The organism is Brevibacillus sp. HB2.2, from assembly GCF_013284275.1.
GTDB lineage: Bacteria > Bacillota > Bacilli > Brevibacillales > Brevibacillaceae > Brevibacillus > Brevibacillus brevis_D.
This window is the reverse complement of sequence record NZ_JABSUV010000003.1, coordinates 186,184-211,986: the sequence shown is the minus strand read 5'-3', so window position 1 is coordinate 211,986 and position 25,803 is coordinate 186,184. Positions and strand designations below refer to the sequence as shown.

The following is a 25,803-nucleotide window of genomic DNA, read 5'->3' as shown; positions in this document are numbered from 1 at the left end:
GGTACACCCCCATATACAGCCTTTGTTCAAGTGTTTGGCGCGGGTTTGCTGAATAGCAGTAAACCATTGTCCACCTTTGCGACAATTCGGTTATCTTGCTGTAGTTCTTTTAAATAAGAGCGGACAATCGAGGTAGTCAAACCGTAGCGGTGCAAGTCATCTTCAAACGCATACTTTTTCATGACCTTTTGGACTACTTGTTCGAGAGTGCTTGGCTGCTCATGAATCCATGCTTCAAGGAAAGCAGAGGTGTCTTTCATAAGGGTGAGATGCCTGTTAATTAGTCCTGTGACTGTCTTGTAAGGTCCGCCATGGTACAGCACATAAGCGTTCAATTTCATCATCGAGAGCTTCTTGAAGCTTCTTCTGGCAGCCTTCAGATCGTTAAAAAAAAGGAGATCCTGCTTGTTCAATGTTTTGGGACCAAACAAGGCATCGCCGCAGTAAAGGACATGATCAGGGGTAATAATGCCGACCATTCCCGGCGAATGTCCAGGTAAGGAGACGATTTTGAATGGGATGGTATGGATGTGAAAGATACCATCGGTGGATGGAAGATAATCCGTTACGAGCGTACGTGTATTCTCTTTGTTTTCATCAGGCTTCGTATCAGACCCTCCACCTTCGTCGAAAACCAAAGGCTCGAGATGCGGATTTTCGATGATATAGGATGCTAGATGTGTCGCATAGATGCGAAGGTTGGGGAACCTTTTTATCAAATAGGGATTGCCACCGTGGTTAACAGCGTGACCATGTGTATGAACAACGGCAAGGATTTGATACCCTCGATCGCTGATTCTAGCGCATACTTTTTCAATGACAGTGGTATTCGGGCCGCTATCAATGCAAACAGCAGTTTTGCTGGACCTATCCAAATAGACACCGATCCCGTATTTACCGGAGACCACATAACTGTTGCCGGCCACTTCGATCAATTCCAAACGAGCCATATCCCTTACTCCTTCATTAGATTCAGGTTCATATGTGGATGACCTTGGTGACATTGCCGATACGTACCTTTACGGAGTTCGGTACAAAGGGAGGCTTTGTAGGTGCAGACACTCGCTTAGCGAGCATTTTTTTCTGGCCACGCACTTTTGCCACGTTTGTTACAGGCTTGGGACGCTTGGTTTTGCTTTTGTTTTTATCGGGAGTAGGGACGGACGCAGCCTGTGCTAATAATGGGGGTTTTTGACGTGCTGATTTCCGGTTTTTGGCTGTATCGATGCGTGCTTTGTTTGCGAGCAATGGAGGGGTTGGGGTAGGCACAGGTGGAACGTCAAGCTGTACAGGTTCGTCGTCTCGAATATCTCCTTCAAGCCCCACTTGCATCGGCTCGTCGTAGAGGGAATCCTCTTCCGGTTCTTTCGAGTAAAAAGCTTGTAATTGCCGCAGATGATTTTCTATCAAGGTGGTGATTTGTTTATGTGGAAACCTCCATGTCTTTACCCATTCCGATAACTGGGCTATCGCAGCAAGGACAGGAGTATGCATTTCACTAGTGGGATGGAGGGGGGGATGCGATTCAAAAAGGAAGCTGTGAGCAATCTGCTTATTATGTATGTGGGTATGCAGTCTGACGAGCAGATTGATCATCGTTGATATTTGGTAGCCAAACAGCATGAGCTCATAATCTTTGGCATGATGAAAGCGAGATTCCAATCCTTTGACCAACTGAAGGATGGAATAGGTCAGCTTTAGAACGGTTTGGTCATCGATACCTTTGTTCTTCATGGCAAGACCTCGAATTCCTGAAATGATCAATCGTTAATAGTCGATGGTGAAGTCGTCATCCAATTCATCCCCGAAATTGGATGCTTCCATCTCAAAATTTGATTTAAGCGCCACAGGGTACATGTGAATGGCTGCGTTCAGCTTTTTTAACAAAAGCCACTCAGCCATGAGCACCGAATCCAGAATCGAAATGACTGTACGATTAAAGGTAATGATCTCATCATTAGAGGGGTTGTTGGGGAAGTCCAGATTTTTGCCAACGAAAGCAAGGGCTTTGTCAGCTTCGGCGTTTAGCAATCTGGACAAGGCTTCTTCCTCTAGGGCAATCGATTGCAGCAAATGACTCAGAGCTTCTTCGCGTGTAGGCACATCATATGAAGGAACTTTATCTTGTAAGGTCATCATCATCCCTCTTCAATAAAATTAGGATCCCATGAAAAGCAGTGGAAGTAGTAAGGGTTATTCTTTGAAGCAAGAAAGGTCGGGGATGTCAGGGGTGTCAGGTAAGTCATCGTGATGTTGCTCATGATTATGCATCTGCTCCAGTTTGATAATATCCTCCAGCCTGAATTGTAGGAGCATCTCGGTCTTAATGACATTGCGCAGCATGCGTTCTACGCTGTTGTTTAAGGCAAGCGCATCATTGAGCGAGAGGGATTGCTCCTTCACGATTCTTTGGATCTTTTCCCCCTCTGTATTAATAATGTGAGAAAGTCCGATTTCCTCCAGCGCAATGGAGGTGAGAAGCAGATTTAATACTTCGTTTCGTTTCAATATGATTTCCGGTGTTATATTGGGGACCGTGGGCATTGACATTGTTATCCACATCCTTTGGTTGTATGGCTTTGAATACATACAAAATAAGACTGGCCCAATGAAGAAGGCGATCTGCTTCCCTTTATTTGCACAGAACGCCTTCGGCCAAGCTTCTTGCAACAAAAACGGTAGGATCGTCATAGGATCGCGTGATTGATAGTGAAGAAATGGAAACTTCCTCGCAGTACATGTTATGTATCCGCGATCTTAATATGACAACTTAATCGTATTGATTGGGACAAACTCATCACCTCATGGACTTAGTTATATTTTTGGTTCCCTGGAGCCTTACCAATACCCAGCGACGATTTCCAGCTATCTCTCGAAAAAGTTCTTCGTAGGGATAGATTTTTCCGAGATGAGCCAGAAAGGGATAGTGATCAAAATCATCTACGAGAATAAGCGCATCGGGCTTGAGCGTATCAACAAATAGTGGATAGGCAAGAGAGCGGCCGTTGCCATGCGGACCGTCAACAACCATGACATCTACTGATTGACCGGAAAGCGGTAGTTGGTCCAAATCGGCGTAAAAGGTATTTTGTATGGAAAAATGATCAAATTGATTCTCGAGAACACACTGTCCGATGGTGGGCCACAAGCTTTTGCTCTCTGCTGGATTGTCGAAGACCTTATTCCATTCCTCTTCGGATAGTTGCTTCAAAGAGCTGGTCACTAAAGTGACATGCGGTACATCCCCTAGACTCCCCTTGATTTCCTTTGCGCGAAACGGATGATGCTCCACAATCGTTGTGTTGACCCGGAGCAGCTCAAGCTCGCCAAGTGATTTCCAAAATAGAGCGGAGTCACCCCCACCCAACTGAAGCACCTGGCACTTCTCATTTTCTTGGTTAATATGTCGGCATGTATGTACGAGGGCCTGCTTGCTCAACGTGAGTGAGTTGTACCGCCAGTGATTACAATTGGACTGCTGCAAGGCTTTTTCAATATCGCGAACGATCATCTTCATTCCACCCATTCCAACAGATTGGGATGTTGATCCAAGATGGATTCATACTGTTCCTTCCAGCCATATTTGGCGTCGGGGTCGAGGAGCTGATAACGGTTGTATTTGCTTTGTCTGTCTTCGAGTCGGGCCCAGCCAAAATGCTTCACGCGGGATGGATGGCACAGGTAAGAGAACTGGTTGATCGAGAGAGGAAATCTGCCGCAATGCTGAGGGGTTTCCCTCCATATATAGGGGAAGTCAGGGCGGTACTTGACCATAAAAGGACGATAGTAATGATGGGCTTTCCAATACACATCCTCGCGATAATGCGTGTCACTCCACATATCGTACAAACGAAAGTAGATCGCTTCGTATGTCTGCTGTTCCAAAATCTCGGAGACTTTCGAGGGGAAGGAGCTATCCATGAGTTCATCGGCGTCCAGATTCAAAATCCATCCCGGATCAGTCTGGATCGTTTCTTGCCATTGTTGTTTGCGCAAGGCCACCTCGTTGGAAAACTGAGAGGTAGCGTTTTGAACCAGATGAAGAGGAACGCCCTTAAGAATCTCTCTACAGAGATCTGCGGTATGATCGATACTGCCATCGTCGATGATGACGGCTGCATCAATAAAGTCTTTATGTGCTTCCAGCGCTCGTCTTAAATAGCGATTGCCTTCATTTTTCACAATCATGGAAAGAGTTAGTTTGGCTCTGGTCATCTACGTGCTGCACCTCCTGCGCTTGTCGTGTTGCAATGCAGAAGATTTCATGGCCTTGGAAGGGAGAGAATCTCCCAACCGCCTTGATGAAGCAGTGAGATCAAATTGTCACGTGAGTAATGAAAGAGGTGGTCATTCTCGGTATACAGCGGGGAATACACCCCAAACAGTTTATTGGTAAACGAGTTTTTGTTCGGCACGCTAAAAATGATCTTTCCTCCTGGTTTAAGAAACCCCTTCAATTCTTCAAGGTATTGCTTCGGATGCGAAATATGCTCAAAGACGTGACAAAAAACGATGGCATCAAACGTACCAAGGTGTTCGGGGGCGAGAACAGAGGAGTTCCATAAAGAATGAACCAGTTGTAACCCATACCGATCTTGGGCGTATGCGCATGATTGATGTGACGGCTCTACCCCAACAACCTCCCACCCAGCCTCACGAGCTAGGAATAACAACTCTCCTGTTCCTGGACCAATTTCGAGCAGCTTCCCTTTTTCCGAAAACCACATATCGAGCAGCAATGTATGGATACGATCCCTGCTTTCTTTGTGATAGCTGCCTACGACTACCTATGCGCGGCTCCGGCAAAAGGTCCGAAAGCCAAGGAAATGGCGGCGTTCTGAAAGAAGCAGTCCACTCATAGAGTAAAGGGGGGATAGACTACGATCTCAGTGATGTGTGTAAAAGGAGATGAGCAGCATGTCTGAGGCGCCCAAAATTTCCCTATGTATGATTGTAAAAAACGAAGAAGAATGCCTTCACAAGTGCTTGGAAAGCGTGAAAGATCTTGTGGATGAAATGATTATTGTAGACACGGGGAGTACGGACAACACCGTAGAGATATGCAAGTCATTCGGAGCGGTCGTGCATTCGTATGAGTGGCAGGATAACTTCGCAGAAGCCCGAAACTTTGGACTGGAAAAAGCAACGGGCGACTGGATTTTGTGGATGGATGCCGATGAGGAAATGAACCAGGGAGATAGCAAGAACTTGAAGGATCTGCTTCGTGGTCAAGAAGATTCTCTTTTTTATATCCATCTAATTAATTACATTGGAGATGAGATAAATGAAGACGATGCTTTTCATATCGCTCACTCACGTTTGTTTCGCAATGGCATCGGTTTTCGCTTCCATTTTCCCATCCATGAAACGCTCAACGTAGAAGAGGTTCTTCCCAATCTGACCGAAGATCTCCACATTCAAATCTTGCCTGTACGGATATACCATTATGGCTACATGAATGAATGTACTGGCAGAAAGAACAAGTTCGAGCGCAATATTGGGCTACTTATGAAGGAATTGGAAAAAGAGGACCACTCTCCATGGATTGAGTATCATCTTGCCAGTGAATTCTCACGTATCCAGGAGCATGAGAAAACGTTCAAGTTCGTGAATCTGTCTATTATCGGGTTTCTCGAAAACCATATGATGCCTCCTTCGCTTCTTTATAAGCTCAAATACTCTACGTTGATCGCGATCGGCAGTGCTGAGGGAGCGTGGCCAGGAATTGAAAAGGCAATCGAGATGTATCCGGACTATGTTGATTTGCATTTGTACAAAGGGATCATTCAGTATTTGAAAAAGGACTATAAACGTGCTTTGATGACGTTTGATCACTGCTTGGAGCTAGGGGAGAGCAACATTCGGCATCTGACTTTGAAGGGATCGGGAAGTTTTCACGCCTGGTACTACAAAGGGCTTTGCTACGAAGGATTGGATCAAGTGGAGGAGGCTGTGGCCGCTTATCAGACGGCATTGGCAATGGCGGAGAATCATGCGCCTGCCAAGGAAGCATTAGAGAAGCTGTGCTCGACGACTGAAGTGAGTCATACGTCAAATAACAAATAGCATTGTGGCGAAAAGTCGTTTACGTCGATAGTCCAGACGTAACGGCTTTTTTTGTAATGGCAGGGCATGAACAAAATGAGGTTAATCATCTTTATTACGGTAAAAGGTTTAATAAACATAATGTTTCATTTGTGGCAGCGGATTGTTACAATAAAAAACGCATTTTATCGGTAATAATAATCATTATCAACCACAGCGAGTGAGGGACAAAAGATGAAGCGAACAAATGGAATGAAACGTCTCGGCCATATGCTTTGGACGCTTGCACTGGCAGGTACGGTATTACTGGCTGGGTGCGGCAGCGCAGAGCAAAAACAGCCAGCAGCAGGTCAAGATAACGCGAAAACTGCACAAAAGCGCATCGTGAAACACGAGCTGGGCGAAACGGAAATTACTGGGGACCCGAAAAGAGTCGTCGCGCTGGAGTACTCCTTTGTAGACGGACTATGGGAGCTGGGAGTGACGCCTGTAGGAATCGCGCAGGAGAAGGATAAGGACGTAGAAGGATTGATCGGCAAAAAAATCGAGTATACCCCTGTGGGGACTCGCCAGCAGCCAAGTCTGGAGGTCATCAGCTCGTTGAAGCCGGATTTGATTATCGGTGATTTGAATCGCCACAAGGACATTTACAAGGATTTGCAAAAAATCGCACCGACGATCATTTTGAAAAGCCGCAACTCGACGTATCAGGAAAACCTGAGCTCGTTTGTCACGATAGGGGAAGCGCTGAACAAGCAAAAAGAAGCAGAGCAGCGCCTGATCAAGCACAAGGAGATCATCGCAGAGTTTAAAAAGAAAGTACAAGCTGGCGATTCCCGCAATGTCATGCTGGGAGTATTCCGCGCAGATTCTCTGTCTGCACATGGTGCGAAATCGTTTGATGGCGAATTGCTCGAAATGATTGGAATCAAAAATGCGATTCAAGACGCGCCAGAGCCAACGGTAAAAATCAGTCTGGAGCAAATGGTGCAGTGGGACCCAGATGTGATTTTCCTGGCGGAGGCTGACGACGCGCTGTTGAACGAATGGAAGCAAAATCCGCTCTGGAACAATATCACCGCAGTCAAAAATCACGAAGTACACAAAGTAAATCGTGACCTCTGGACGCGCTATCGCGGACTGAAATCCGCAGAACGCATTGTGGAAGAGGCAGTGAACCTCTTATATAGCAAGGAAAAATAATATACGATGCAAATTCCGGAAAAGACCGATCGCTGATCTGGTCTTTTCCGTGTTCCTGCACGTGGTAGTAGATCGAGGTGGCTTGTATTGCAGAAAACAACGACACGACAACGAAAAAGTACCTTTGTCCTCATTGTGATCGGCTTGGTAATCCTCTTGCTGATCGGTTTGTTGCTGAGCTTGTTTACCGGAGTAGCTTCGCTGCAGATTCGCTCATTAGTAACGCATTGGTTATCGGGCGAATTCTCCAAGGAGCTCTTGATTTTCCAAACCATCCGCGTTCCAAGAGCCGTGCTGGGAGCCATCATTGGGGCAAATTTGGCTGTGGCAGGCGCCGTGATGCAGGCCGTTACTCGCAATCCGCTGGCATCCCCACAAGTGTTTGGCGTGAATGCGGGGGCTTGTCTGGTGGTCGTACTTGCGATTGTGTTTTTACCGGATATCGGGAAAGCCAACCTCATTTATTTTGCATTTGCTGGAGCGATTCTCGGGGGACTTGTGGTCTTTGGTTTTGCAGCTTCCCGCGGGATGACCAATCTCAAGATCGCCTTGGTAGGAATGGCCATCCACCTGCTGCTCACCTCCATTACGAAGGGAATTATTATTTTTAACGAACACATATCGAATGTATTGTACTGGTTGTCTGGCTCCATTAGCGGAGCGGCCTGGACGGATGTGCAATTGATTTTGCCATGGTCGATGGGGGGACTCCTGCTGGCGATCTGGCTGTCTGGCTCTTTGTCTGTGTTTCGACTGGGGGAGGAAGTCGCGATGGGGTTGGGACAAAAAATCGCCCGCGTCCGTCTGCTGTCTTATGTTGTGGTCGTTATTTTGGCAGGCGCCTCTGTTGCTGTCGCCGGAGCTGTTGGGTTCGTCGGACTGATGATTCCGCATATCGCAAGGAGGCTCGTGGGTACGGACTATCGCGTCGTCATCCCTGTGTCTGCGCTTGGTGGCGCTGTCTTGGTCACCTTTTCCGATATCCTGGCTCGCTTGATTTCCTATCCGTTTGAGTCTCCCGTAGGAATTGTAACGGCGCTCCTGGGAACCCCGTTCTTTCTGTACTTGGCGAGAAAAAAGGGGAGGGAAATGGTATGACTACGCGAAAAAACACCCTGCTCCTGATGGGCCTCGGTGCCTTAGTCTTAGTGGCAGCATTGCTTAGCATGGGGATCGGTCCGATCTTTATCGGCCCTGATCAACTCATTCGAGTGATTATGGGCGAAGCTTCATCGCTTACGTTTATGATTGAAAACTATCGATTACCGCGGGCGTTGCTCGCGATTCTTGCTGGAGCGGGCTTCGCGATCGCTGGTGTGATTTTGCAAGGAATGATCCGGAATCCGCTGGCATCACCGGATGTCGTAGGGGTAACCAAAGGTGCGGGCTTGTTCGCAGTTGTGGTCATCATTTTGTTTCCGACCGCTTCACCACTTCTCCTCCCGATTGTCGCGTTTTTGGGAGCACTGGCGGTAGCCATTGCCCTCATCTATTTCGCTCGGAAAAGCGGTGCACAGCCAACTACGTTTGCTTTGGTTGGAATGGGAGTAGGAGCGATCTGCCAAGCGTTGACCGAATTCATCATGGTAAAGTATCCGATGCAAGCCAATGATTCTCTTGTCTGGTTGACAGGGAGCTTGTGGGGGAAAGGCTGGGATGAAATTTACGCTTTGCTGCCGTGGCTGCTCGTATTCATTCCGATTAGTTTTGCCCTGCATCGAAAGCTGGACATTATTAGTCTGGATGAAGGGAGCTCCACCGGGCTTGGACTGAATGTCGTGCGAACACGCTATATGCTCTTGCTGCTCGCCGTTGCGTTGGCAGGCGCATGTGTAGCGGCGATTGGCTCAATCGGCTTTGTGGGATTAATTGCGCCACATATGGCGAGAAAGCTGTTCGGTCATCAGCATCGTTATCTATTGCCAGGTGCGGCGGTTCTGGGAGCGTTGATTCTCGTCATTGCAGATGCATTGGGGAGGGGACTGAATCCTCCGTTCGAGATTCCCGCGGGTATCGTGACGGCGGTGATCGGTGTTCCGTATTTCTTGTATTTGGTGCGTCAAGAGAAGAGAAAGTAAAAAAAGCATAAGTAGCCAGTGTGATCCGATATTCTACCGGGGCACACTGGTTTCGTTTTTTCTGGAACCGCACCTTTTCTAGCCATAAGAAATGCCTCCAAGTAGAGTGTAGCACCCACCGTTAGCGCTTTTTCTGCCTTAATGAGGAAACGTCATTCGAACACAAAAAGACCCGTAAGAAGCTACAAACCCGAAGCATCCTACTTACGGGTCCTTTTTGTTTAGATGACTCTCAATTCAACATGCATGTTACCGTTGCGAGTTGCTCTTGAATACGGACATACTTGGTGAGCCTCTTCTACCAATTCCTTTGCTGTGTCTCGGTCAACGCCGTATACTTGAACCTCCAGAACCGTGTGTAATTGGAATCCGCCCTCCGCATCTTTTCCAAACGAAACGTTAGCCGTAACCGTCGTACTCTCCAGCTTGATCCGTTTTGTACGGGCAACGAGGTTCAGTGCTCCATCGAAGCAAGCGGAATATCCAGCTGCAAAAAGTTGTTCAGGATTGGTGTAAGCACCGCCAGGTCCACCCATTTCCTTTGGAGTACGAATTTCAAGATCAAGTACGCCATCGGACGATTTCACTACTCCGTTTCGTCCGCCGGAAGCAGTTACAGAAGTTGTGTAAATTGGTTGCATGAATACTCTCTCCTTTAATTGTTAACGATTATATTGTACGCAATTTAATTTACTACTCACTTGAATTCTTGTCAACAATTATAGCTATTTAATTTCGCGCTATTAAATTTGACATTACTTACCCTGGACGTTATGATTCTTTCAAAATATGCTATATCGGAGCGGATTGTATCCATGAATAACGATGAATTTCTACAAATAAAGAATCAGCTTTGTTTTACCATATACGCACTGTCCCGTGAAATTACTCGTATGTATCGCCCCTATCTGGAAGAAATGGGCGTAACCTATCCACAGTATCTTGTTCTGCTCGTTTTATGGGAGTATGGCGAACGTACAGTTAAAGAGCTTGGAGAACAGCTTTACCTAGATTCAGGCACGTTAACCCCACTCCTGAAACGAATGCAAGAATCAAAATTGGTCACACGAGACCGTTCCAAAGAGGATGAACGAGTTGTCGTTATTCGCTTGACAGAAAAAGGACATTCTCTAAAAGAGCAATCCTGTAAACTGCCAGAAGCTTTATTAAATAATAGTAGGCTCGATCCTAAGGAATTTAGTGAGCTTCTCCAAAGTAGCCAACATCTGCTTATGCACATCCATCATTCAAACGAAGCCGTCAATTCCAAAAGATAACGTTACTTTTTAAAGGAACGGACCGTGAATAGCAATTTACTAGAAATAGCCTGACCAGTGATGGTTGGGCTTTTTTCCTGTCCTGAAAATATTTATCCAATCCTTGTAAGAAAAAAACCGATCTTTTCATAGTAAAAGTAGAATGGTTGCTGGACAGTAGAAGTGAACGGAATGTCTGGTGATAGAAATAGAAGGGAGCGACAAGTCATGGAGGAGGATCAAGAGTGGGTGAAGCAAGTCTTGGGAGGCGACCCGCATGCCTTTGCCCACCTTGTGAACAAGTACAAAAACAGGGTGTGCTCGTTACTCGTACGGATGGGCAATTCCCCAGAGGATGCAGAGGATTTCGCACAGACTGCTTTCGTCAATGCGTATAAAAGCTTGCAGCAATATGATGCGAGCCGTCCGTTTTCAGCTTGGTTAAATAAAATCGCAATTAACTGTTGTCTGCAAGCATGGCGGACGGCACAGAAGAAGAATCCGATCGTGCCTTTTCAAGAATCCATGAAGGCCCACACCAATGATGAAAACCCGGAGTCGTTTTACCTGGCTCGTGAAAAACAAAACGAAGTATTCGCTGTCATGGGAGAACTCGCTTCCCATTACCGGATCGTGCTTACTCTACGATATTTTGAAGAGCTGAGCTATCAAGAAATTGCTGAGACGATGCAAGTTCCGGTAACTACCGTGCAAGTTCACCTGTACCGCGCGAAGAAAAAGCTCCGTGAGCTCATGGGGAAAAGGGGGGAACTTCATGAAATGTGCTGATTGTGTTAGGCTGATCAATCAAGTCGACCGAGAGCTTTCATATGAAGAAGGAAGAGAGCTTCAGGCCCATATCGCTGGTTGTGAACATTGTCAGTCCATGCTGCTTCAGGAAGTCGACGAAGTGGATGCCGACTTGAGTAAACCTTGGCCGATCGTCTCTGCCTCGGATCATTTCACCGAAAAAGTCATGGGGGAAATTTTACAGGTAGAAGAGCAACAACAAGGACCGATGCGCCGAAAAAAATGGCCTAGTCGTCTATGGAAACGAGCAAGCATTACCGCAGCCATACTGCTGCTTGTCCTGACAGTAGGTGTCGTATCATCCCCAACGCTCGCTAACTTTGTCACGTCAATTTTTTCCGAGTCGTTTATCGTAGAAATGAAGCGTGGAGGCGATTTGGGCTTTTCTCAAAAAGTGAATCAAACAGTCACGGATCAAGGCATCGTCGTGCTGGTAGATGAGATTCTGGTCGATCCATTAAAGATGTATGTGCCGATTCGATTTTTCACGGAACAACAGAAGGAGCTGGAAGCTTCGATTGAGTTTGAAAACAAGGACAACCGGATTTTTCTGTCTGACAAAAACGGGAAGTACATCGGAACGGAAGTGGACCATTCATACGACTTCGAGACGTTGTATCTACCAAAGAACGTTCCAAATGATTTGATTCTCAACCTGAAGGTAACTAGAGTGGATCTGCGCGACGAATCATCTAAAGAAGACGAAGAGCAGGTAAATCCCATCTATGGAAGCTGGCATATGAAAATTCCCGTCTCGCTGGAAAAAAGCAAATCGGCCACACAAACGATCCCGATTGAGAAAACATACACCTCTCCGCAAGGGTTTATCTTGGAGGCTGATAGACTAGTGCTGACACCAATAGAATCAAAGCTGATCCTCTCCTCTAAGATGAGTGAGCAAGAGAAGGCCCGTATGGAGTCGAAAGCGGAAGCAAGAATGAAGGTTCACAATTCACTTTACCCGGACAAGGTCACTGCCCAAGAAGTGCGGGATTCCATCAGAACGAATGCGACAGTCATGTGGGAAATCGTCGATGAGACAGGCAAGGTTGTGATGGATACGAATGGGGCCGATGGAGAGTTTTACGGTCCGATTGAGCCCAACAAAAAGCTGACGTATCGTACTGTCTACATCCAGAAGGCAGAACCATCCGATTTGCTCATGACTTTTATACCTGCAAAACTCAACGAGCAGCCCGCAACCTTTACAAATGAAGGGAATACGTTTGTCTTGAAGTCCTTTCGCATCGAACCCGATCCTGATCCAGATACCAGTACATCCGGATACATCGGTATCATTGAGGCAGAGATCAACTACCACAAGGACAATTTAGTGTACTATCGAATGGATGCTGTTGGGTTAGGCAGTGTCGAAATGGAGGAAGACGATCTCTCCAAGGACAGTAAGCGCCCACATATAAGCACGATAACCATCCGCAATTTCCCAAAAGGCAAAGGAAGGGAAAACCAACCGGTGACGATTACAGCCAGTGAGCTTATAAGAGAGTATGAAAACGTGGATTGGAGCTTTGACATCGTAAGTCCAGCGCATTGAGGAAGCCATCGCTTTTATCCTTCATAAATTGGCGTGCAGCAGCCCATGCTACTACTGACAGCTCATTCCCGACGATTTCCTTTCATGGTAAACTGTCATGTAAGTGTCATGCTTCATCCATTCTGTCCTACTAGGTGGTACATACATGCGGTCTATATGGAAGATATACAAAACAGACTGGATTAACATTTTCAAGGTCCCGACTGGGATTTTTCTAATCATCGCCATCATTCTCATTCCTTGTTTATACGATTGGATCAACATCAAATCGGTATGGGACCCTTACGCCAATACGCAAGGGGTCAAGGTAGCGGTGACGAGCGAGGATCAGGGAGCTACGGTTGAGGATAAAAAGGTCAACATCGGAGAGGAGCTCATAAAGAGCTTGCATAACAACCAGAAACTAGGGTGGACCTTTGTGGATAAAGAAGAGGCCAGAAGGGGCGTGGAGCGGGGCGATTACTATGCCAGCATCCTGATCCCGGCTGACTTTTCCAAAAGAATCACGGGAATTGTTCATGGCAACCTGAACAAGCCCGAAGTGATCTATACGGTCAATGAAAAAGTGAACGCTGTCGCACCCAAAATTACCTCGTCGGGCGTTTCGGCGATTGCCAAGCAGATCAACGAGAGTTTTACGGAAAGCGTCAGTGAAGCCTTGCTCACGAAGCTTACTGAGATCGGCATTAAAATTGAAGAGCAATTGCCGACCATCCGTAAAATCGAGAGTGGCGTTTTCCAACTGGAAAAAAGCCTGCCTGAGATTCATGCCGCAGGGCAAAAAGTACTGGAGATTGAGAAGAAACTTCCCGAGATTCACGAGAAAGCGCAGATCATTTTGGAAGTGGAAAAAAGAATCCCCGAGATCAATCAAGCCGGGCAGGCCGTCCTCAAGGTTCAGCAAAACTGGCCGAAAATCAATGAGGCGGCGTCTGTTATTATCGCGATGGAAGACAAGCTGCCTGTGATTGAGCAAGCCGTTGGACGAATTGAAGAGCTGGATCAAAATTTTGATAAGGTCGCAAACGCAGTGACTACGGCCACAGAAAAAGCGAGTCGAGCCATTGAGATCGTTTCGGCTGCGCAACAAGCGTTGCCGCGTATCGCGGATCTGACTGATAAGGGCGCGTCTGTTGCCGATCAGCTCAATGACTTTTTTACGAAGCATGACGGTGCCTTTGAAACGATTGCACCGTTGATCAAGCAAAATCTCATCATAGCCCAGCAAGCATCGGATGCGCTCACACAACTCACAGACAGGCTGTTGCAAATCAATCCGGATCGCCTGCCTACTGCCAGTGAGGTAAATGCCGTGAAAGACAGGTTATCCAGAGCTTCAAATGTTTTGGGGCATACCGCATCGCTTGTAGAGAAAGTAAACAGTTATCTTCCTGGGCAGCTATTGAGTCATTTCGCAGAGAGGCTGCGCACGATTGAGAACAGAATGAACCGACAAATCGAGATTCTCGGCATGATTGCAAGCGCGATTGAAAACGGCAAGCAGCCTGCGAAAGATTTGGTGGAGAGTCTGAATCAGCTCTCGAAAAACACTAGCGCGGAATTGGGAGACATCCTGTCCCGTTACGATAGCGAAATCGTTCCGAAAATATCTGAGGGCATTGACAGGCTGAAGGTGATCACAGGAGAAACTGCCGATCTACTGCATAAGGCCCAAGAAAAACTTCCGGATGTCGAAGCGATTCTCAAAGAAACAAAGACAGGATTGGAGCTGGGATTGGCAGAATTGAAGCGAATCCAGCAGGAGATGCCGCAAATACGGTCGCACGTCCACGAGCTTGCAACAACACTCAGAAGCAAGTCGGATGCTTTTGCAAATGCCATTCGTGTAGCAGCGCCATTCCTGAAGAGCAATCTTCCTGCCATCGAGAAAAAGCTCAACGAGGCAGCGGCATTTGTCCAGAATGATTTGCCCAAAGCGGAGGCGGATTTGACCAAGCTGGCTGATTTTGTGCGTAACAAGCTCCCGGAGGTGGAGACGGGAGTCCATAGAGTTGCCGCATTGGTTCGCGATGATTTGCCTAAGCTGGAGAGTGCCATTGGGAAGGCCGCCGATAAGCTGAGAGAAGTCGAAGCGAACAACAATTTCGCCGACCTTGCCAAGCTATTGCGCGGCGACATAAAAAAGGAGAGCGAATTCCTCGCAAGTCCCGTGCAGATCAAGGAAAACCGCCTATACCCGATTCCGAATTATGGTTCGGCCATGTCGCCGTTTTACGGTGTGCTGTCTCTCTGGGTAGGTGCGACCTTGTTGATTTCCCTGCTAAAGCCGAATCCGGAAAATCCAGGCGGAATGTACAAGCCGTATCAGTTGTACCTTGGCCGCTTGGGAACGTTTGTGACAATCGGGCTGCTTCAGGCGTTGTTCGTCACGCTCGGTGATATTTACATCCTCGGGGCCTTTGTGGCGGATAAAGCTCCGTTTGTATTGTTCGGTATGCTGGTTAGCCTGGTGTTCGTCACGATTACGTACACGCTCGTGTCCGTCTTCGGCAACGTGGGTAAAGGTATAGCGATCATCTTCATGGTATTCCAATTCTCCAGCTCGGGCGGTACGTTCCCAATCAGCATGACCGCGCCATTTTTCCAAGCGCTGAACCCATACATGCCCTTCACGTATGCGATCAGCCTATTGCGTGAAGGGGTGGGCGGCATCCTCTGGGAAACGGTGATCCGGGATATACTCGTCCTATTCGGCTTTATTGGTATCAGCCTGTTTGTGGCGCTCGCGCTGAAGCGTCCGTTGAGCGGAATCATTGAAAAGTCGATGGAGAATGCGAAGAAGACCAAGATTATTGGGTAAAGGTTACACGGAAGTTGATTGGAATTAGCAGGGTGTCCTCACGTAGATATCACTACTGGAGGGCACCCTTTTTTTAAGGACAAGTGATTTTATGGTTTGGTAAAATATGGGTTGTTGGTGAGTCGTAAAGGAGGAATGAAGCATGGGGAGATGGTTTGGATACATACTACTGACGATTTTGATAGGCGGTGTGTGCTTTTTTGTCATTACTCCACAAATCACCTTGATGTTGAGTATGTTCGTCATGATTGGAACCTTGTTTTATATTGTACACATTTTGAAAAATGAACTGCCTAGATTAGTTCAGGATCGGCTGGAAAGGCGATTCCATAAGACAGATAAAAGACTCGAGGAATTACAAAACCTGTACAAGCAGGAGGCTGAGTAGGGATGTCGGGGGAGAGGGCGCCTAGTGATGCTGCTCACTCTACATAAGTACACGAACAGAAATCCATCCCACTATGAAAACCTCGATTTCCTTAGCGTACGGAAAATCGAGGTTTTCATTTTCGTGAGGTTACCCCAAGGTGTCCCCTTTTTCTTGAACAGGCACAGAACCTGTCGCCAGTCGGGTAGCAGATGCCAGCCCCAGTATAACGATAAACGTCTGAAGGAGCAGAGAAACGGTAATACCAACAGAAAGTGAAAACGCAAAGGCAGTCATCACAGACACGATGGCTCCTCCCATCCCAATGACAATCGCAGGCGTGAACGTATCCGCGATAGATAGTTCAGCAGATACTTTTCCTTCTTCACCAGATTTTGCAAGAGAAAAAGCAATAGCACCGCTTGTCGGGTGAGCTAAACCGATTCCGAAGCCCATAATGATCTGGCTAAAAATCGCAACCACGATACCGAAAAGATCCTGCTGAATTAACGTCAGCGGTACGGTGCAAGCGACGCCGATGAGCATAATGACGAGACCGATAATAATTCGTTTTTTTCGACCGGCCCCTTGGTCTTTTTTATCCAGCTTTGCCTGTACATTGGCTGCCAGCGACCAACTGATTGCTGCGGAGGCAACAGCTAAACCAGCTTTGTCGGCGGTTAATCCTAAAATCGAAGTGAGTCCAAGGACGAGATACGTTTGTGTGGCGTAATAGGCAGCGACAAATAGACCCCGAGACGCCATGACGGCAGGTAAGCCTGGGCGTGCGACGAGCGTTCCTTTAGGCATCAGCTTATACAATGGGACACTGAGGGCAAGCAAACCCGCGATGGATAGCAAAAAACCGTAGATCGAGGGAATTTTGCCGAGTCCAAAAAGCAAGGCACCAGTCCCTATAGCCAAGAAAAAAGGCAGAAGAAGACTACGATTGTTTGCCGCGCTTGCTTTTGGGGGCTGTAAGCCTCGGAAAGAGGGAGTGGTTAAGAGTGCAGACAGAAAGATAAAGGGAAGGATCAACCAGAAGACATATCTCCACGACAACTGTTCAGCAATAATCCCGGCGACATACGGTCCGAACAGGCCTGGAAGAATATAAGCGCTGGAGAAGACAGCAAGAATCTGAGGGCGAAGGGAATCAGGGTAGCGCAAAGTAATCATGGTATACACGCAATTGACCAAGGCACCGGCTCCAAAGCCTTGCATCACTCGGCCAAGTAGTAAAGTAAGCATATCTGGCGCAATTGCAGCAACTACAATGCCAAGGGCAAAGAGCACGATCGTGACAATAAAAGGCTGGGCAGGCCCTTTTCTATCGACGAATTGACCTGTGACCACAGTTCCAATCAGCTGAGCCAACAAATAAGCACTGAATACCCACCCGTAAAGATCCTCACCTTGTAGCTCTCGGGAAAGACCGGGGGCGATTGTCGTGACAGCCAAGCCTTCAAATGCTGTAGCAGTCACCACAAGAATAATACCAATCGTCAATGCTCGATAATGCGTGCTCCAAATCCCTTCTGTGCTCATTATTTTCACTCCTTTTTTGTATATAATGCGCCTGAAAAGTTGTTATAAATACTGTTGTTACAACAACTAATTATATACAAAAAATAATATCCTGCAATACGTTTTGTTTTTAAAAGTTTTTCACGTTCTCATAAATGATATTGAGGGTTCTTCGGAATTGGTTCACTTCTTCTTCGGTCAATCCTGCAACGGTTTTCTCGTACGCTTCAATGGAGGGTGGAAGGACCTCGTCTTTTAAAAGTCGCCCTTTTTCCGTCAGATAGACACGAAGGGAGCGGCGATCCTTTTTATCTGTTTCGCGATGAATGAACCCTCTTTCTTCCAGGAGGAAAAGCATCCGCGCGATATTCGTTTTATCTTTATAGGTGCGTTCTGCCAACTCGTTCTGGGTCAGACCTTCTTCTTCCCATAACACGACTAAAATCATCCACTGATCGATGGTGATGTTATACGGACTGCATACTTTTTGATAATAGTTGTTCAGTTTTAAATCCGTTCGTTTCACGATGACGCCGATATACTCATCCAATCTCATTGCGAAACCTCCTAGGTTAGGCAGTCAGGGCAACTGTTGATAAGACAACTATAAGGATGGTTCCGACAAGTGTCAATTTGCAGGGCTGACTTGTTGGACGCATGAAAAAGCCAAATTTGCTCAAAATAACAGCGGGATTCAATACTTATCAAAAAGGAGAAGGAATAGATGACTCCAATGCTCAGGAAAGTAACCGTGTTGATGATTTGCGTGGCATTACTTGGTGTGCCGGGTATGGCAGCAGCCAAGGAATCGCAAGGAAATGTAAAGCAGGCAGAATGTATAAAGCCGAAAGAAGTAAAGCTACAGGGCGACATGCGCAGGCTCTGGATTGACCACTTGCTGTGGGACCACACCTATATGGTAAGCGCCTTGGCAGGGCTGGAAGACAAAGACGCCGTACAGGCACGCCTCTTGAAAAACCAAGTGGATATCGGGAACGCAATCAAGCCGTATTACGGAGAGGAAGCAGGTAAAAAGCTTACCGAATTGCTGACAGAGCATATTACGATAGGTGGCAAAATCATTGACGCAGCCAAAAAAGGCGATCAAGCTACTGTGGCAAAGCTGGATAAGGACTGGCACCGGAATGCAGATGATATTGCCAAGTTCTTAAGTAGCGCCAACCCCAATTGGAACGAGAAAGAACTAAAAGAGATGATGTACGTGCATCTGAAGCTGCTCACTGATAATCTCCAGGCGAGATTGAGAAAAGACTGGCAAGCGGATATTGCTGCGTTTGATCAAGGAGAGGATCATATCATCTCATTGGCGGATGTGCTGACAGCAGGCATCATTAAGCAGTTCCCGAACCAGTTCTAAAAGAACTTCCCTAACAAAAAGAACGCCAGCACTTGTCGTATCCCGTGCTGGCGTTTCTTTCTTTTTATCCTTGTGCCGTCTTTTTTAAATAAGCTCTCCATGTGATGCACCATTGATCAGGATCATCGAGCACGGACTCTAACACACGGTGACCTGTACTATTGTGCGGCGCTGTTTTGACAATCTCCGGATTTTCATAAGCTTCCTGTGAAATATGGGTCAGTGCCGCAACGTATTCGTCGAGCTCTGCCATGGAATAGGACTCTGTCGGTTCCAGCGTAAACGGCTCCTGCACGACGTACGGGTGGTGACTGGTCCAGTAATGGTGGGCAAAGTCGACCATCCGGCGCTGAACATCGTATGTCGTGACGCCCGTGTCTTCTTTTAGCTGCTGCCAGCTGTAGCGAACCTGCTCCAGACGTCTGCCTTGTATATACGGAGCGCTCGCACCGCGGATTTGCAGGATTTTGTGATAAAGATAGTTGTTGTTGAGGCAAGCGATCTCGGCAACTTCTTTCAAGCCGTCAGCACCAAGAGCACGGACCCAAGCGTAAGAGCGCAGGACAGCAGGTGGTACCCCGTAAAAGCTGCGGACTTTCCCGATGCTGTTTTTCAAGTCACGATTATAGAAGTAACGCTCTCCATCGAAGTCTACGATCGGTCCTGGCAGGAATGGCGCAAGCTCGGCAGTGACCCCGATGGCGCCTGTTGCAGGTCCGCCGCAAGCGTGTGGGACGGAGAAGGTTTTGTGCAGGTTGAAGAAGCACATGTCAAAGCCAGCTTCCAGCGCGCGGGTAATGCCGAGCAAGCCGTTCGCGTTTGCTTGGTCGTAGCAGCACAGTCCCCCTGCGGCGTGGACGACATCTGTGAACTCCTTGATGCGAGAGTTGTAAATGCCTGTATCCTCTGGATTCGCTACGGCAAAGGCAGCGGTTCGCTCTGAGACGAGGCCCTTTAGCGCTTCCAGATCAGGGTAGCCGTTTTCGTCAGCAGGTACATAAATGATTTTGAAGCCTTTGACTGCGGCCGTTGCGGCTTGGGACGGGTGAGAAAAATGGGTGGTAATAAACTCGTTGCGCTGCTCTCCCTCGCCGCGGGATTCGTGGTATTTGTGCACGATAGAGGCTTGGGTAAACAACGCCTGTGTGCCACTGCCCGGTTGGAACGAGAATTTGTCCATTCCCGATATCTCTCGCAGGTACAGATCGAGCTGATACGTCATCTCCAGCATCCCTTGGACAGTGGACTCGTCTTGCAATGGATGCAGCTCCGCCATTTTCGGCGAGCGCACGAAGCGTTCATTGATTTTCGGGGAGTATTTCATCGTGCAGGTGCCTTGCCCGATCTCTACGTTAAAATCTGACCCCAAAACCTCCTGCGAAATGCGGGAGTAATGACGGATCACGCGGTACTGACTGACCTCGGGAAGGTTTGGCCGTTTTTTTCGGCGCAGGCTGTCTGGCAGCTGAGAGATGCCATCGCCTACGGTCTCTACGATTAGTGGCTCGACGGGTGGTACCTCGACGCCACGCTCACCGGGCTGGCTCAGCTCGAAAATGACAGGCTCATCCCACTTTGCTTGGTGAAAACGGCGTACCTTATGGTCTCTCGGAATCCGTTTCATTTTGTCGATGGTTCCTTCGGATGTTTTCATGGTCGGTTTCCTCCTTTTACACGATGTTTTTTATGGCGGCGACGAGTGTATCAATATCCTCCTGGGTATGAACCTCCGTGACGCAGTAGAGCGCACATTGACCCAATTCCGGGTAGTGTTCAGTCAAATCAACTCCGCCGAAAATTCCTTTGGCGAGAAGCGTAGCGTTGATGTCTTTGACGGTTTTGCCTGTTTGCGAGAAGTCGATCACGAACTCCTTGAAGAAAGAAGCGGCAAATTTGGCCTCGACTCCGGGAATGGAAGAGAGCTGTTTGGCGGCGTATTGGGAGCGCTGCATGATGCCTTGCCCGACTTCTTCCATGCCGACAGGTCCCATCGTCGCCAAGTACACGCCTGCGGTAATGCCCCATAGCGCGGTTTGCGTTCCGACGGACTCCTTGCCTTTTTCACGTTTGGCAAAAGAGGTGCGGTCGTACGCGACATCTCCAAAGCCGTATTCGCCTTCGACCTCTGTCGGAGCGATTCCAAACAAGCGGGACGGATATTCCATGACGTAGATCGGATCGTCATGCGTCGCAATAAAGCCGGATTGCCCACCGCCGTAATGCATGTGTACGCCAAGCGGCTGCAAATCTCCGCACACGATGTCCGCGCCGTAATTCGCCGGAGCTTCCATTACGCCAAGAGAGATGGGATCGACGCCGACTACGCAAATGGCACCTGCTGCATGGGCCAAGTCTGCGATTATCTGTCCGTTTACTTCCACAGAGCCGAGGAAGGTCGGGTTTTCGAAATAAACCGCTGCTGTATCCACACTGAGCTTTGCTTTTAGATCATTCAGGTCAAGTCTGCCTGTTTCGTTCTCAAAATCGATCAAGGTGACGGTAAGATCAGGGGACGTATAGTTTTTGATGATCATGAGCTTGTCGGGATGGATATTTTTCGAGACCAACAGCTCGGTGCGTTTGGTGATACGTGCTGCCATGCGCAGAGCAGTAGAAGCAGCCTGTGCCCAGTCAAAAGTCGGAACGTTCACGACATCCATATCGACAAGCTCAGCTACGAGGCTTTGGTACTCGAACAACGCTTGAAAGCGGCCTTTGTCTTCATAAGGCTCACCAGCATAGGCGGTCACAAACTCTGCACGGGAGTTGATTTCATCACAGACAGCCGGAACAAAATGCGGCCAGCAGCCTGCGCCGAGAAAGCTGATATTTTCTTTCGTCGTTTTGTTTTTGTTCATCAGCTGGTTGACGTGGCGTTCCAGCTCGTATTCTGTCAAAGCTTTCGGGATATTCATTTTGTCTTTTAGGCGCAGCTCCTCAGGAATGTCCGCATAGATATCCTCGATGCTGGAAAAGCCGATTTCGGTAAGCATTTTCTCTTTGACTTCAGGTGCAGAATTCGGAATATACGGGTGGGCATAACGCTGTACACTCATCTCAAGTTCCTCCATCTCTTCGTTCGAATATTCAGTCGGAATAACGAAAAATTAAGCCAAACCTCCGCCGTCGACGACCAGTACGGAACCCGTCACCCAGGATGACAGATCGCTGGCAAAGAACAGGACAGCATTGGCAATATCTTGCGGAGTACCGAGACGCTCCAACGGACGTCCTTGAGCCGAGGAGGCGAGGAATGCTCCTTCATCCTTTTCTAGTTGACGCGCTTCTTCACGCAACAGAGGTGTGTCGGTATCGCCTGGTGACACGCAATTTACTCGGATGTTTTGCGGACCGTGGTCAATTGCCATTGCCCGTGTCAGATTGACGACACCTGCTTTTGCCGCGCAGTAGGCCGCCGCCTTGTCACCGCCCTTGATGCCCCAGCCAGAGCCAGTGTTGATGATGCTGCCCCCGCCTGTTTTCGCCATGACAGGGATGACGAATTTGGAGAGGTTGTAAGCCCCCTTCAAGGAGACATCCACGACCAGATCCCAATCGTCCTCTTCCAGCTCGACGACCGTCTTTCTTCTGATCACGCCTGCATTGTTGAATAAAATATCGATGCGACCGTACGCTTCCTCGATCGCTTGCGTTACTTCACGACAATCCTGTTGGGAAACTACATTGCATGTAAAATAACGGGCAGACCCGCCCTCTGCTACGATTTCTTGTGCCGCCCTTTCCCCGAACTCCTCGTTGATGTCAAGCAGCATGACGTTTACTCCAAATTGGGCCAGTCGTTTCGCTGTGGCAAGTCCGATACCGGAAGCAGCACCTGTCACCAAGGCTACCTTTCCTTGCAGATGGAATACCTCGTTCGTGTTTACCATGGTTGATCACTCCCCCTAGTTGAAAAGTTTATATTGCAATCACTGTGCCAAGTGCGGAGTGAATCCCGCTGGGTAACATGCTCCTTACTGGATCGCAAAAAAAGCCGATTTTCCAAAGTTCCGACTGTGCTTCGTACCGTCACGGCAATGACAAAAGTGGCAATGAGTTGTCATGATTGGCAAACATCAGTGGCAAAATATTTGTGAACTGTCTAAATATTTCATAAAATAGAGAGTAAGGACAATAAGCAGGGAGGGTATCCATGGTTTCGTTGGATCTGTGCAAACCAGCCATCGAAAAGGTCATTACAAGCATTTCAGATATATTGAACGTGGATGCAGCGGTGATTAACGAGCGAGGCCTCTTGGTCGTGAGTACGGAGCGCTACTTGAAACAAAAAGGGGAAAACGTGCATGTGCCCTCGATTGAATTCGTGTTGGCAAAAGGACAGTATGTGGTAGACAAACCCGGCTCCATGGAAATGTGCAAAGGATGCCGTTTTCTCGACAGCTGCCCCGCCAAAGTCGAGCTGCTCTCTTCTATTAAGGTAGCCAATCATGCAATCGGGGTCGTTTCCCTCACATCCTTTACGAAGGAAGGTCAAAATCGCCTGTCCAAGCATACAGAGAGATACCAGCAAATCCTGACAGAAGTCAGCGAGATGATTACAGCGATTGTACAGTCCCATGCGACGAGACAGACCGAATCATCTGATGACTCCATGCGGCTGTTGGAGGGAGCACTGGATACCGTTGCCGATGCGTATTTCACCTTTGACCGAAGTGGCAATGTCATTCACACGAACGCCAGCGCACGTAGATTACTGTCCCAACATGAACTGCTGCCAGCGGAGGTTTCTCGGATGCTGCTGCCGTCTTTATCCGGGATGGCCACGCATTCCTTGCCGATCGCCAACTGTCTCGTTGACAAGCTGGACGCTCCGACCGAGGCTACGCCGATCATCGTCAACGATCAGCTCATCGGCGGCGTGCTCCGCGTGCAGAGGGGATCGCTAACCGTTCCACGTTTGATGGATCATCAAGGGAGCCGTTCGCCCGGAAAAGCGGATAGCTTTGCTCAAATCGTGGGAAACAGCCCAGCCATCAAGCAGGTCAAAGAAATGGCGATGAAAATCGGTAACAGCAACTCCACGGTACTGATTACCGGCGAAACAGGGACAGGCAAAGGGCATCTGGCAAAAGCGATTCACGAGGCAAGCACGCGGGCTTACTACCCGTTTGTCGCCATCAATTGTGCCAGCATTCCGGAAAATCTGTTCGAAAGCGAATTGTTCGGTTACGAGGACGGCGCGTTTACGGGGGCCAAAAAGGGAGGAAAGCCGGGGCGGTTCGAAATGGCAGAGGGAGGTACGCTTTTTCTGGATGAAATCGGCGATATGCCGCTCTCCTTGCAGGCAAAGCTACTGCGCGTCTTGCAAGAAAAGGTCGTGGAACGGATCGGCGGCACGCGGTCGTTTCCCATTAATGTACGAATCATCGCCGCGACGAATCAGAACCTGGAGGAGCTCGTGGAGAAAAAAGCGTTTCGTGCCGATCTGTATTATCGGTTGAACGTCATTCCGATACACGTCCCGTCACTCGCAGAGCGCAAGGAAGACATCGAGCTTTTGGCTGTTTCATTTATGGAAAAGTACGGAGAACAAGCAGGACGCACCTTTTTCGGAATAGCACGAGAGGCGATCAACCTCCTCACACACTATCATTGGCCGGGCAATGTGCGGGAGCTGGAAAACGCCATCGAGTACGCCATGAACATGGAGCAAGACACGGTTCTGACTGCGGACAGCTTGCCTCCGCGCCTTCGTGCTCGTCCTCTTCCGGCTCCGTCGCATTCAGGTCCAGCTATCAAAGCGAGGGTCGCCGATGCACAGGCGGACGCCATTCGTGCTTCCCTTCAAAAGCACGGCAGTGATTTGAAAGGAAAGCAGCGGGTAGCGGAAGAACTCGGGATTGGGCTCCGCACTTTGTATCGGAAGCTAAAGCTGCTCGGTATTTAAGGAATCGGGCATGAGCTTGGTGTAAACTTATGGGAGAAACAATGTGGGAGGAAGAAGCATGAGTGAGATGAATGCCTTATTTCGGAAAAGAATCGGCATGCCTGAAAATGAAACGATTACCTTCGATACATTGGATCGCCTCCTTGATCTGACAGCATTGGCGATTCCTTTTGAAAACCTGTGTGTTATAGATGAGCGAACGAGTGTAATCTCCAGACAGTCCATTATGGAGAAGATATTGGTCAGAAACGAAGGCGGTCTCTGCTACGAGCTCAATCCGATGCTGTATTTCTTCTTGCTGGAAAATGGCTTTGACGCCCATCTGATTCGCGGCGTTGTTTACAGGCATGACGTTGGCGAGTATTACACGATTGGCCGGACGCATGCCACGATTTTGCTTACACATGAGGGGCAAACGTATTTGCTCGACACGGGCTTCGGTTCGAACCTGCCGTTGAAGCCTGTTCCGTTAACCGGGGAGACCGTGTCTTCGCGCAATGGTGAATTTCGGATTAAGAAAGAGCAGACGGAGTATGGCGATTATGTACTCGAAATGAAGCTGCGGCACAAGGATACGGACTGGAGGATCGGCTATACGTTTGATTCGCAGAAGCTGGTGACGGATGAAACGGAATTAAACGAGATTCAGACGATTATCGCTGATCATGAACAATCTCCCTTCAACAAAAGCCCATTGCTTACGCAGCTGACGGAGAGAGGCAATGTTACGTTGACGAACAGTTCTTTTACGCAATGGGTGGATGGTGTTATGACGAAAGAGACAATTGATCAGGAACGGTTTAAAAAGCTGGCAAAGCAGCATTTTGGGTTATAAGAAAAAAGGAGAAGCGATTA

Annotated in this window: 25 protein-coding genes; 12 read left to right on the top strand and 13 right to left on the bottom strand. The window is 48.2% G+C overall.

Going from position 1 to position 25,803, the window contains the following annotated elements; translation table 11 throughout:
* Positions 1–26: 26 nt before the first annotated feature.
* From HP401_RS03520 to HP401_RS03490, 7 genes are all read right to left on the bottom strand, one after another.
* A complete protein-coding gene (locus HP401_RS03520; protein WP_173604081.1) occupies positions 27–950 on the bottom strand; it encodes an MBL fold metallo-hydrolase in 924 nt (307 codons plus the stop codon).
* Between the two features lie 28 nt (positions 951–978).
* A complete protein-coding gene (locus HP401_RS03515; protein ID WP_173604080.1) occupies positions 979–1,734 on the bottom strand; it encodes a hypothetical protein in 756 nt (251 codons plus the stop codon).
* Positions 1,735–1,767: 33 nt separating this feature from the next.
* On the bottom strand, positions 1,768–2,136 hold the full coding sequence (locus HP401_RS03510; protein ID WP_015893947.1) for an alpha-helical endospore appendage domain-containing protein: 369 nt from the start codon (positions 2,134–2,136) through the stop codon (positions 1,768–1,770).
* Between the two features lie 57 nt (positions 2,137–2,193).
* A complete protein-coding gene (locus tag HP401_RS03505; RefSeq protein WP_173604079.1) occupies positions 2,194–2,550 on the bottom strand; it encodes an alpha-helical endospore appendage domain-containing protein in 357 nt (118 codons plus the stop codon).
* Between the two features lie 247 nt (positions 2,551–2,797).
* On the bottom strand, positions 2,798–3,511 hold the full coding sequence (locus HP401_RS03500) for a class I SAM-dependent methyltransferase (RefSeq protein ID WP_173604078.1): 714 nt from the start codon (positions 3,509–3,511) through the stop codon (positions 2,798–2,800).
* A 2-nt stretch (positions 3,512–3,513) separates the two neighbouring features.
* A complete protein-coding gene (locus tag HP401_RS03495) occupies positions 3,514–4,215 on the bottom strand; it encodes a glycosyltransferase family 2 protein (RefSeq protein WP_173604077.1) in 702 nt (233 codons plus the stop codon).
* Between the two features lie 47 nt (positions 4,216–4,262).
* The gene (locus tag HP401_RS03490; RefSeq protein WP_254456990.1) at positions 4,263–4,739 is read right to left on the bottom strand and encodes a class I SAM-dependent methyltransferase; all 477 of its coding nucleotides are present in this window, start codon (positions 4,737–4,739) and stop codon (positions 4,263–4,265) included.
* Positions 4,740–4,917: 178 nt separating this feature from the next.
* On the opposite strand from HP401_RS03490, the gene HP401_RS03485 reads away from it, so the two are divergent.
* The 4 genes from HP401_RS03485 (at position 4,918) to HP401_RS03470 (ending at position 9,326) form a co-directional block, all read left to right on the top strand.
* Entirely contained in the window at positions 4,918–6,066 is a 1,149-nt protein-coding gene (locus HP401_RS03485; protein WP_173604076.1) for a glycosyltransferase, read from the top strand.
* A gap of 213 nt (positions 6,067–6,279) precedes the next feature.
* Positions 6,280–7,248, top strand: a complete 969-nt coding sequence (locus tag HP401_RS03480; protein WP_173604075.1) for an ABC transporter substrate-binding protein — start codon at positions 6,280–6,282, stop codon at positions 7,246–7,248.
* A gap of 87 nt (positions 7,249–7,335) precedes the next feature.
* A complete protein-coding gene (locus HP401_RS03475; RefSeq protein ID WP_173604074.1) occupies positions 7,336–8,346 on the top strand; it encodes a FecCD family ABC transporter permease in 1,011 nt (336 codons plus the stop codon).
* Positions 8,343–9,326: a FecCD family ABC transporter permease gene (locus tag HP401_RS03470; RefSeq protein WP_173604073.1), complete on the top strand. Its 984-nt coding sequence runs from the start codon at positions 8,343–8,345 to the stop codon at positions 9,324–9,326. Before HP401_RS03475 ends, HP401_RS03470 begins: the two co-directional genes overlap by 4 nt.
* A 221-nt stretch (positions 9,327–9,547) precedes the next feature.
* Here HP401_RS03470 and HP401_RS03465 read toward each other — a convergent pair whose 3' ends face one another.
* Positions 9,548–9,967 (bottom strand): organic hydroperoxide resistance protein, encoded by a 420-nt coding sequence (locus HP401_RS03465; RefSeq protein WP_173604072.1) that lies wholly within the window; start codon positions 9,965–9,967, stop codon positions 9,548–9,550.
* 174 nt (positions 9,968–10,141) lie between these two features.
* Between HP401_RS03465 and HP401_RS03460 the strand changes: the two genes are divergently transcribed.
* From HP401_RS03460 to HP401_RS03440, 5 genes are all read left to right on the top strand, one after another.
* On the top strand, positions 10,142–10,603 hold the full coding sequence (locus tag HP401_RS03460) for a MarR family winged helix-turn-helix transcriptional regulator (protein ID WP_173604071.1): 462 nt from the start codon (positions 10,142–10,144) through the stop codon (positions 10,601–10,603).
* 207 nt (positions 10,604–10,810) lie between these two features.
* On the top strand, positions 10,811–11,371 hold the full coding sequence (locus tag HP401_RS03455; RefSeq protein WP_173604070.1) for an RNA polymerase sigma factor: 561 nt from the start codon (positions 10,811–10,813) through the stop codon (positions 11,369–11,371).
* Positions 11,358–12,947 carry a DUF4179 domain-containing protein gene (locus HP401_RS03450; protein WP_173604069.1) on the top strand — a complete coding sequence of 530 codons (1,590 nt, stop codon included), beginning with the start codon at positions 11,358–11,360 and terminating at the stop codon, positions 12,945–12,947. The genes HP401_RS03455 and HP401_RS03450 overlap by 14 nt, the downstream gene beginning before the upstream one ends.
* A 145-nt stretch (positions 12,948–13,092) precedes the next feature.
* A complete protein-coding gene (locus tag HP401_RS03445; protein ID WP_173604068.1) occupies positions 13,093–15,768 on the top strand; it encodes a YhgE/Pip domain-containing protein in 2,676 nt (891 codons plus the stop codon).
* A 142-nt stretch (positions 15,769–15,910) separates the two neighbouring features.
* Positions 15,911–16,156: a hypothetical protein gene (locus HP401_RS03440; protein WP_087348510.1), complete on the top strand. Its 246-nt coding sequence runs from the start codon at positions 15,911–15,913 to the stop codon at positions 16,154–16,156.
* Positions 16,157–16,285: 129 nt separating this feature from the next.
* Here HP401_RS03440 and HP401_RS03435 read toward each other — a convergent pair whose 3' ends face one another.
* Entirely contained in the window at positions 16,286–17,683 is a 1,398-nt protein-coding gene (locus HP401_RS03435) for an MFS transporter (protein WP_173604067.1), read from the bottom strand.
* A gap of 109 nt (positions 17,684–17,792) precedes the next feature.
* Positions 17,793–18,218, bottom strand: coding sequence for a MarR family winged helix-turn-helix transcriptional regulator (locus HP401_RS03430; protein ID WP_173604066.1), 426 nt, complete (start codon positions 18,216–18,218; stop codon positions 17,793–17,795).
* 168 nt (positions 18,219–18,386) lie between these two features.
* Here HP401_RS03430 and HP401_RS03425 point away from each other — a divergent pair, with 168 nt between their 5' ends.
* A complete protein-coding gene (locus tag HP401_RS03425) occupies positions 18,387–19,040 on the top strand; it encodes a glycosyltransferase (RefSeq protein WP_173604065.1) in 654 nt (217 codons plus the stop codon).
* A gap of 64 nt (positions 19,041–19,104) precedes the next feature.
* Here HP401_RS03425 and gcvPB read toward each other — a convergent pair whose 3' ends face one another.
* From gcvPB to HP401_RS03410, 3 genes are read right to left on the bottom strand one after another with little or no spacing between them, the layout of a single operon-like run.
* Positions 19,105–20,694 (bottom strand): aminomethyl-transferring glycine dehydrogenase subunit GcvPB, encoded by a 1,590-nt coding sequence (gene gcvPB / locus HP401_RS03420; protein WP_173604064.1) that lies wholly within the window; start codon positions 20,692–20,694, stop codon positions 19,105–19,107.
* 16 nt (positions 20,695–20,710) lie between these two features.
* On the bottom strand, positions 20,711–22,096 hold the full coding sequence (gene gcvPA, locus HP401_RS03415) for an aminomethyl-transferring glycine dehydrogenase subunit GcvPA (protein WP_173604063.1): 1,386 nt from the start codon (positions 22,094–22,096) through the stop codon (positions 20,711–20,713).
* Between the two features lie 51 nt (positions 22,097–22,147).
* Complete coding sequence (locus HP401_RS03410) at positions 22,148–22,930, bottom strand: SDR family NAD(P)-dependent oxidoreductase (RefSeq protein WP_173604062.1); 783 nt, start codon at positions 22,928–22,930, stop codon at positions 22,148–22,150.
* Positions 22,931–23,193: 263 nt separating this feature from the next.
* Between HP401_RS03410 and HP401_RS03405 the strand changes: the two genes are divergently transcribed.
* Both HP401_RS03405 and HP401_RS03400 read left to right on the top strand, forming a co-directional pair.
* A complete protein-coding gene (locus HP401_RS03405) occupies positions 23,194–24,948 on the top strand; it encodes a sigma-54 interaction domain-containing protein (RefSeq protein WP_173604061.1) in 1,755 nt (584 codons plus the stop codon).
* A 58-nt stretch (positions 24,949–25,006) separates the two neighbouring features.
* Entirely contained in the window at positions 25,007–25,783 is a 777-nt protein-coding gene (locus tag HP401_RS03400) for an arylamine N-acetyltransferase family protein (protein WP_173604060.1), read from the top strand.
* The last annotated feature ends 20 nt before the right edge of the window (positions 25,784–25,803 follow it).

Bases quoted from the DNA above. Each gene is read 5' to 3' on its own strand.
- HP401_RS03400 (WP_173604060.1), top strand. From the start codon at position 25,007: ATGAGTGAGATGAATGCCTTATTTCGGAAAAGAATCGGCATGCCTGAA.
- gcvPB (WP_173604064.1), bottom strand. From the start codon at position 20,694: ATGAAAACATCCGAAGGAACCATCGACAAAATGAAACGGATTCCGAGA.
- HP401_RS03425 (WP_173604065.1), top strand. From the start codon at position 18,387: ATGACTCCAATGCTCAGGAAAGTAACCGTGTTGATGATTTGCGTGGCA.
- HP401_RS03480 (WP_173604075.1), top strand. From the start codon at position 6,280: ATGAAGCGAACAAATGGAATGAAACGTCTCGGCCATATGCTTTGGACG.
- gcvPA (WP_173604063.1), bottom strand. From the start codon at position 22,096: ATGAGTGTACAGCGTTATGCCCACCCGTATATTCCGAATTCTGCACCT.
- HP401_RS03445 (WP_173604068.1), top strand. From the start codon at position 13,093: ATGCGGTCTATATGGAAGATATACAAAACAGACTGGATTAACATTTTC.
- HP401_RS03410 (WP_173604062.1), bottom strand. From the start codon at position 22,930: ATGGTAAACACGAACGAGGTATTCCATCTGCAAGGAAAGGTAGCCTTG.
- HP401_RS03460 (WP_173604071.1), top strand. From the start codon at position 10,142: ATGAATAACGATGAATTTCTACAAATAAAGAATCAGCTTTGTTTTACC.
- HP401_RS03430 (WP_173604066.1), bottom strand. From the start codon at position 18,218: ATGAGATTGGATGAGTATATCGGCGTCATCGTGAAACGAACGGATTTA.
- HP401_RS03505 (WP_173604079.1), bottom strand. From the start codon at position 2,550: ATGTCAATGCCCACGGTCCCCAATATAACACCGGAAATCATATTGAAA.
- HP401_RS03465 (WP_173604072.1), bottom strand. From the start codon at position 9,967: ATGCAACCAATTTACACAACTTCTGTAACTGCTTCCGGCGGACGAAAC.
- HP401_RS03485 (WP_173604076.1), top strand. From the start codon at position 4,918: ATGTCTGAGGCGCCCAAAATTTCCCTATGTATGATTGTAAAAAACGAA.
- HP401_RS03450 (WP_173604069.1), top strand. From the start codon at position 11,358: ATGAAATGTGCTGATTGTGTTAGGCTGATCAATCAAGTCGACCGAGAG.
- HP401_RS03510 (WP_015893947.1), bottom strand. From the start codon at position 2,136: ATGACCTTACAAGATAAAGTTCCTTCATATGATGTGCCTACACGCGAA.
- HP401_RS03495 (WP_173604077.1), bottom strand. From the start codon at position 4,215: ATGACCAGAGCCAAACTAACTCTTTCCATGATTGTGAAAAATGAAGGC.
- HP401_RS03455 (WP_173604070.1), top strand. From the start codon at position 10,811: ATGGAGGAGGATCAAGAGTGGGTGAAGCAAGTCTTGGGAGGCGACCCG.
- HP401_RS03500 (WP_173604078.1), bottom strand. From the start codon at position 3,511: ATGATCGTTCGCGATATTGAAAAAGCCTTGCAGCAGTCCAATTGTAAT.
- HP401_RS03515 (WP_173604080.1), bottom strand. From the start codon at position 1,734: ATGAAGAACAAAGGTATCGATGACCAAACCGTTCTAAAGCTGACCTAT.
- HP401_RS03435 (WP_173604067.1), bottom strand. From the start codon at position 17,683: ATGAGCACAGAAGGGATTTGGAGCACGCATTATCGAGCATTGACGATT.
- HP401_RS03405 (WP_173604061.1), top strand. From the start codon at position 23,194: ATGGTTTCGTTGGATCTGTGCAAACCAGCCATCGAAAAGGTCATTACA.
- HP401_RS03470 (WP_173604073.1), top strand. From the start codon at position 8,343: ATGACTACGCGAAAAAACACCCTGCTCCTGATGGGCCTCGGTGCCTTA.
- HP401_RS03520 (WP_173604081.1), bottom strand. From the start codon at position 950: ATGGCTCGTTTGGAATTGATCGAAGTGGCCGGCAACAGTTATGTGGTC.
- HP401_RS03440 (WP_087348510.1), top strand. From the start codon at position 15,911: ATGGGGAGATGGTTTGGATACATACTACTGACGATTTTGATAGGCGGT.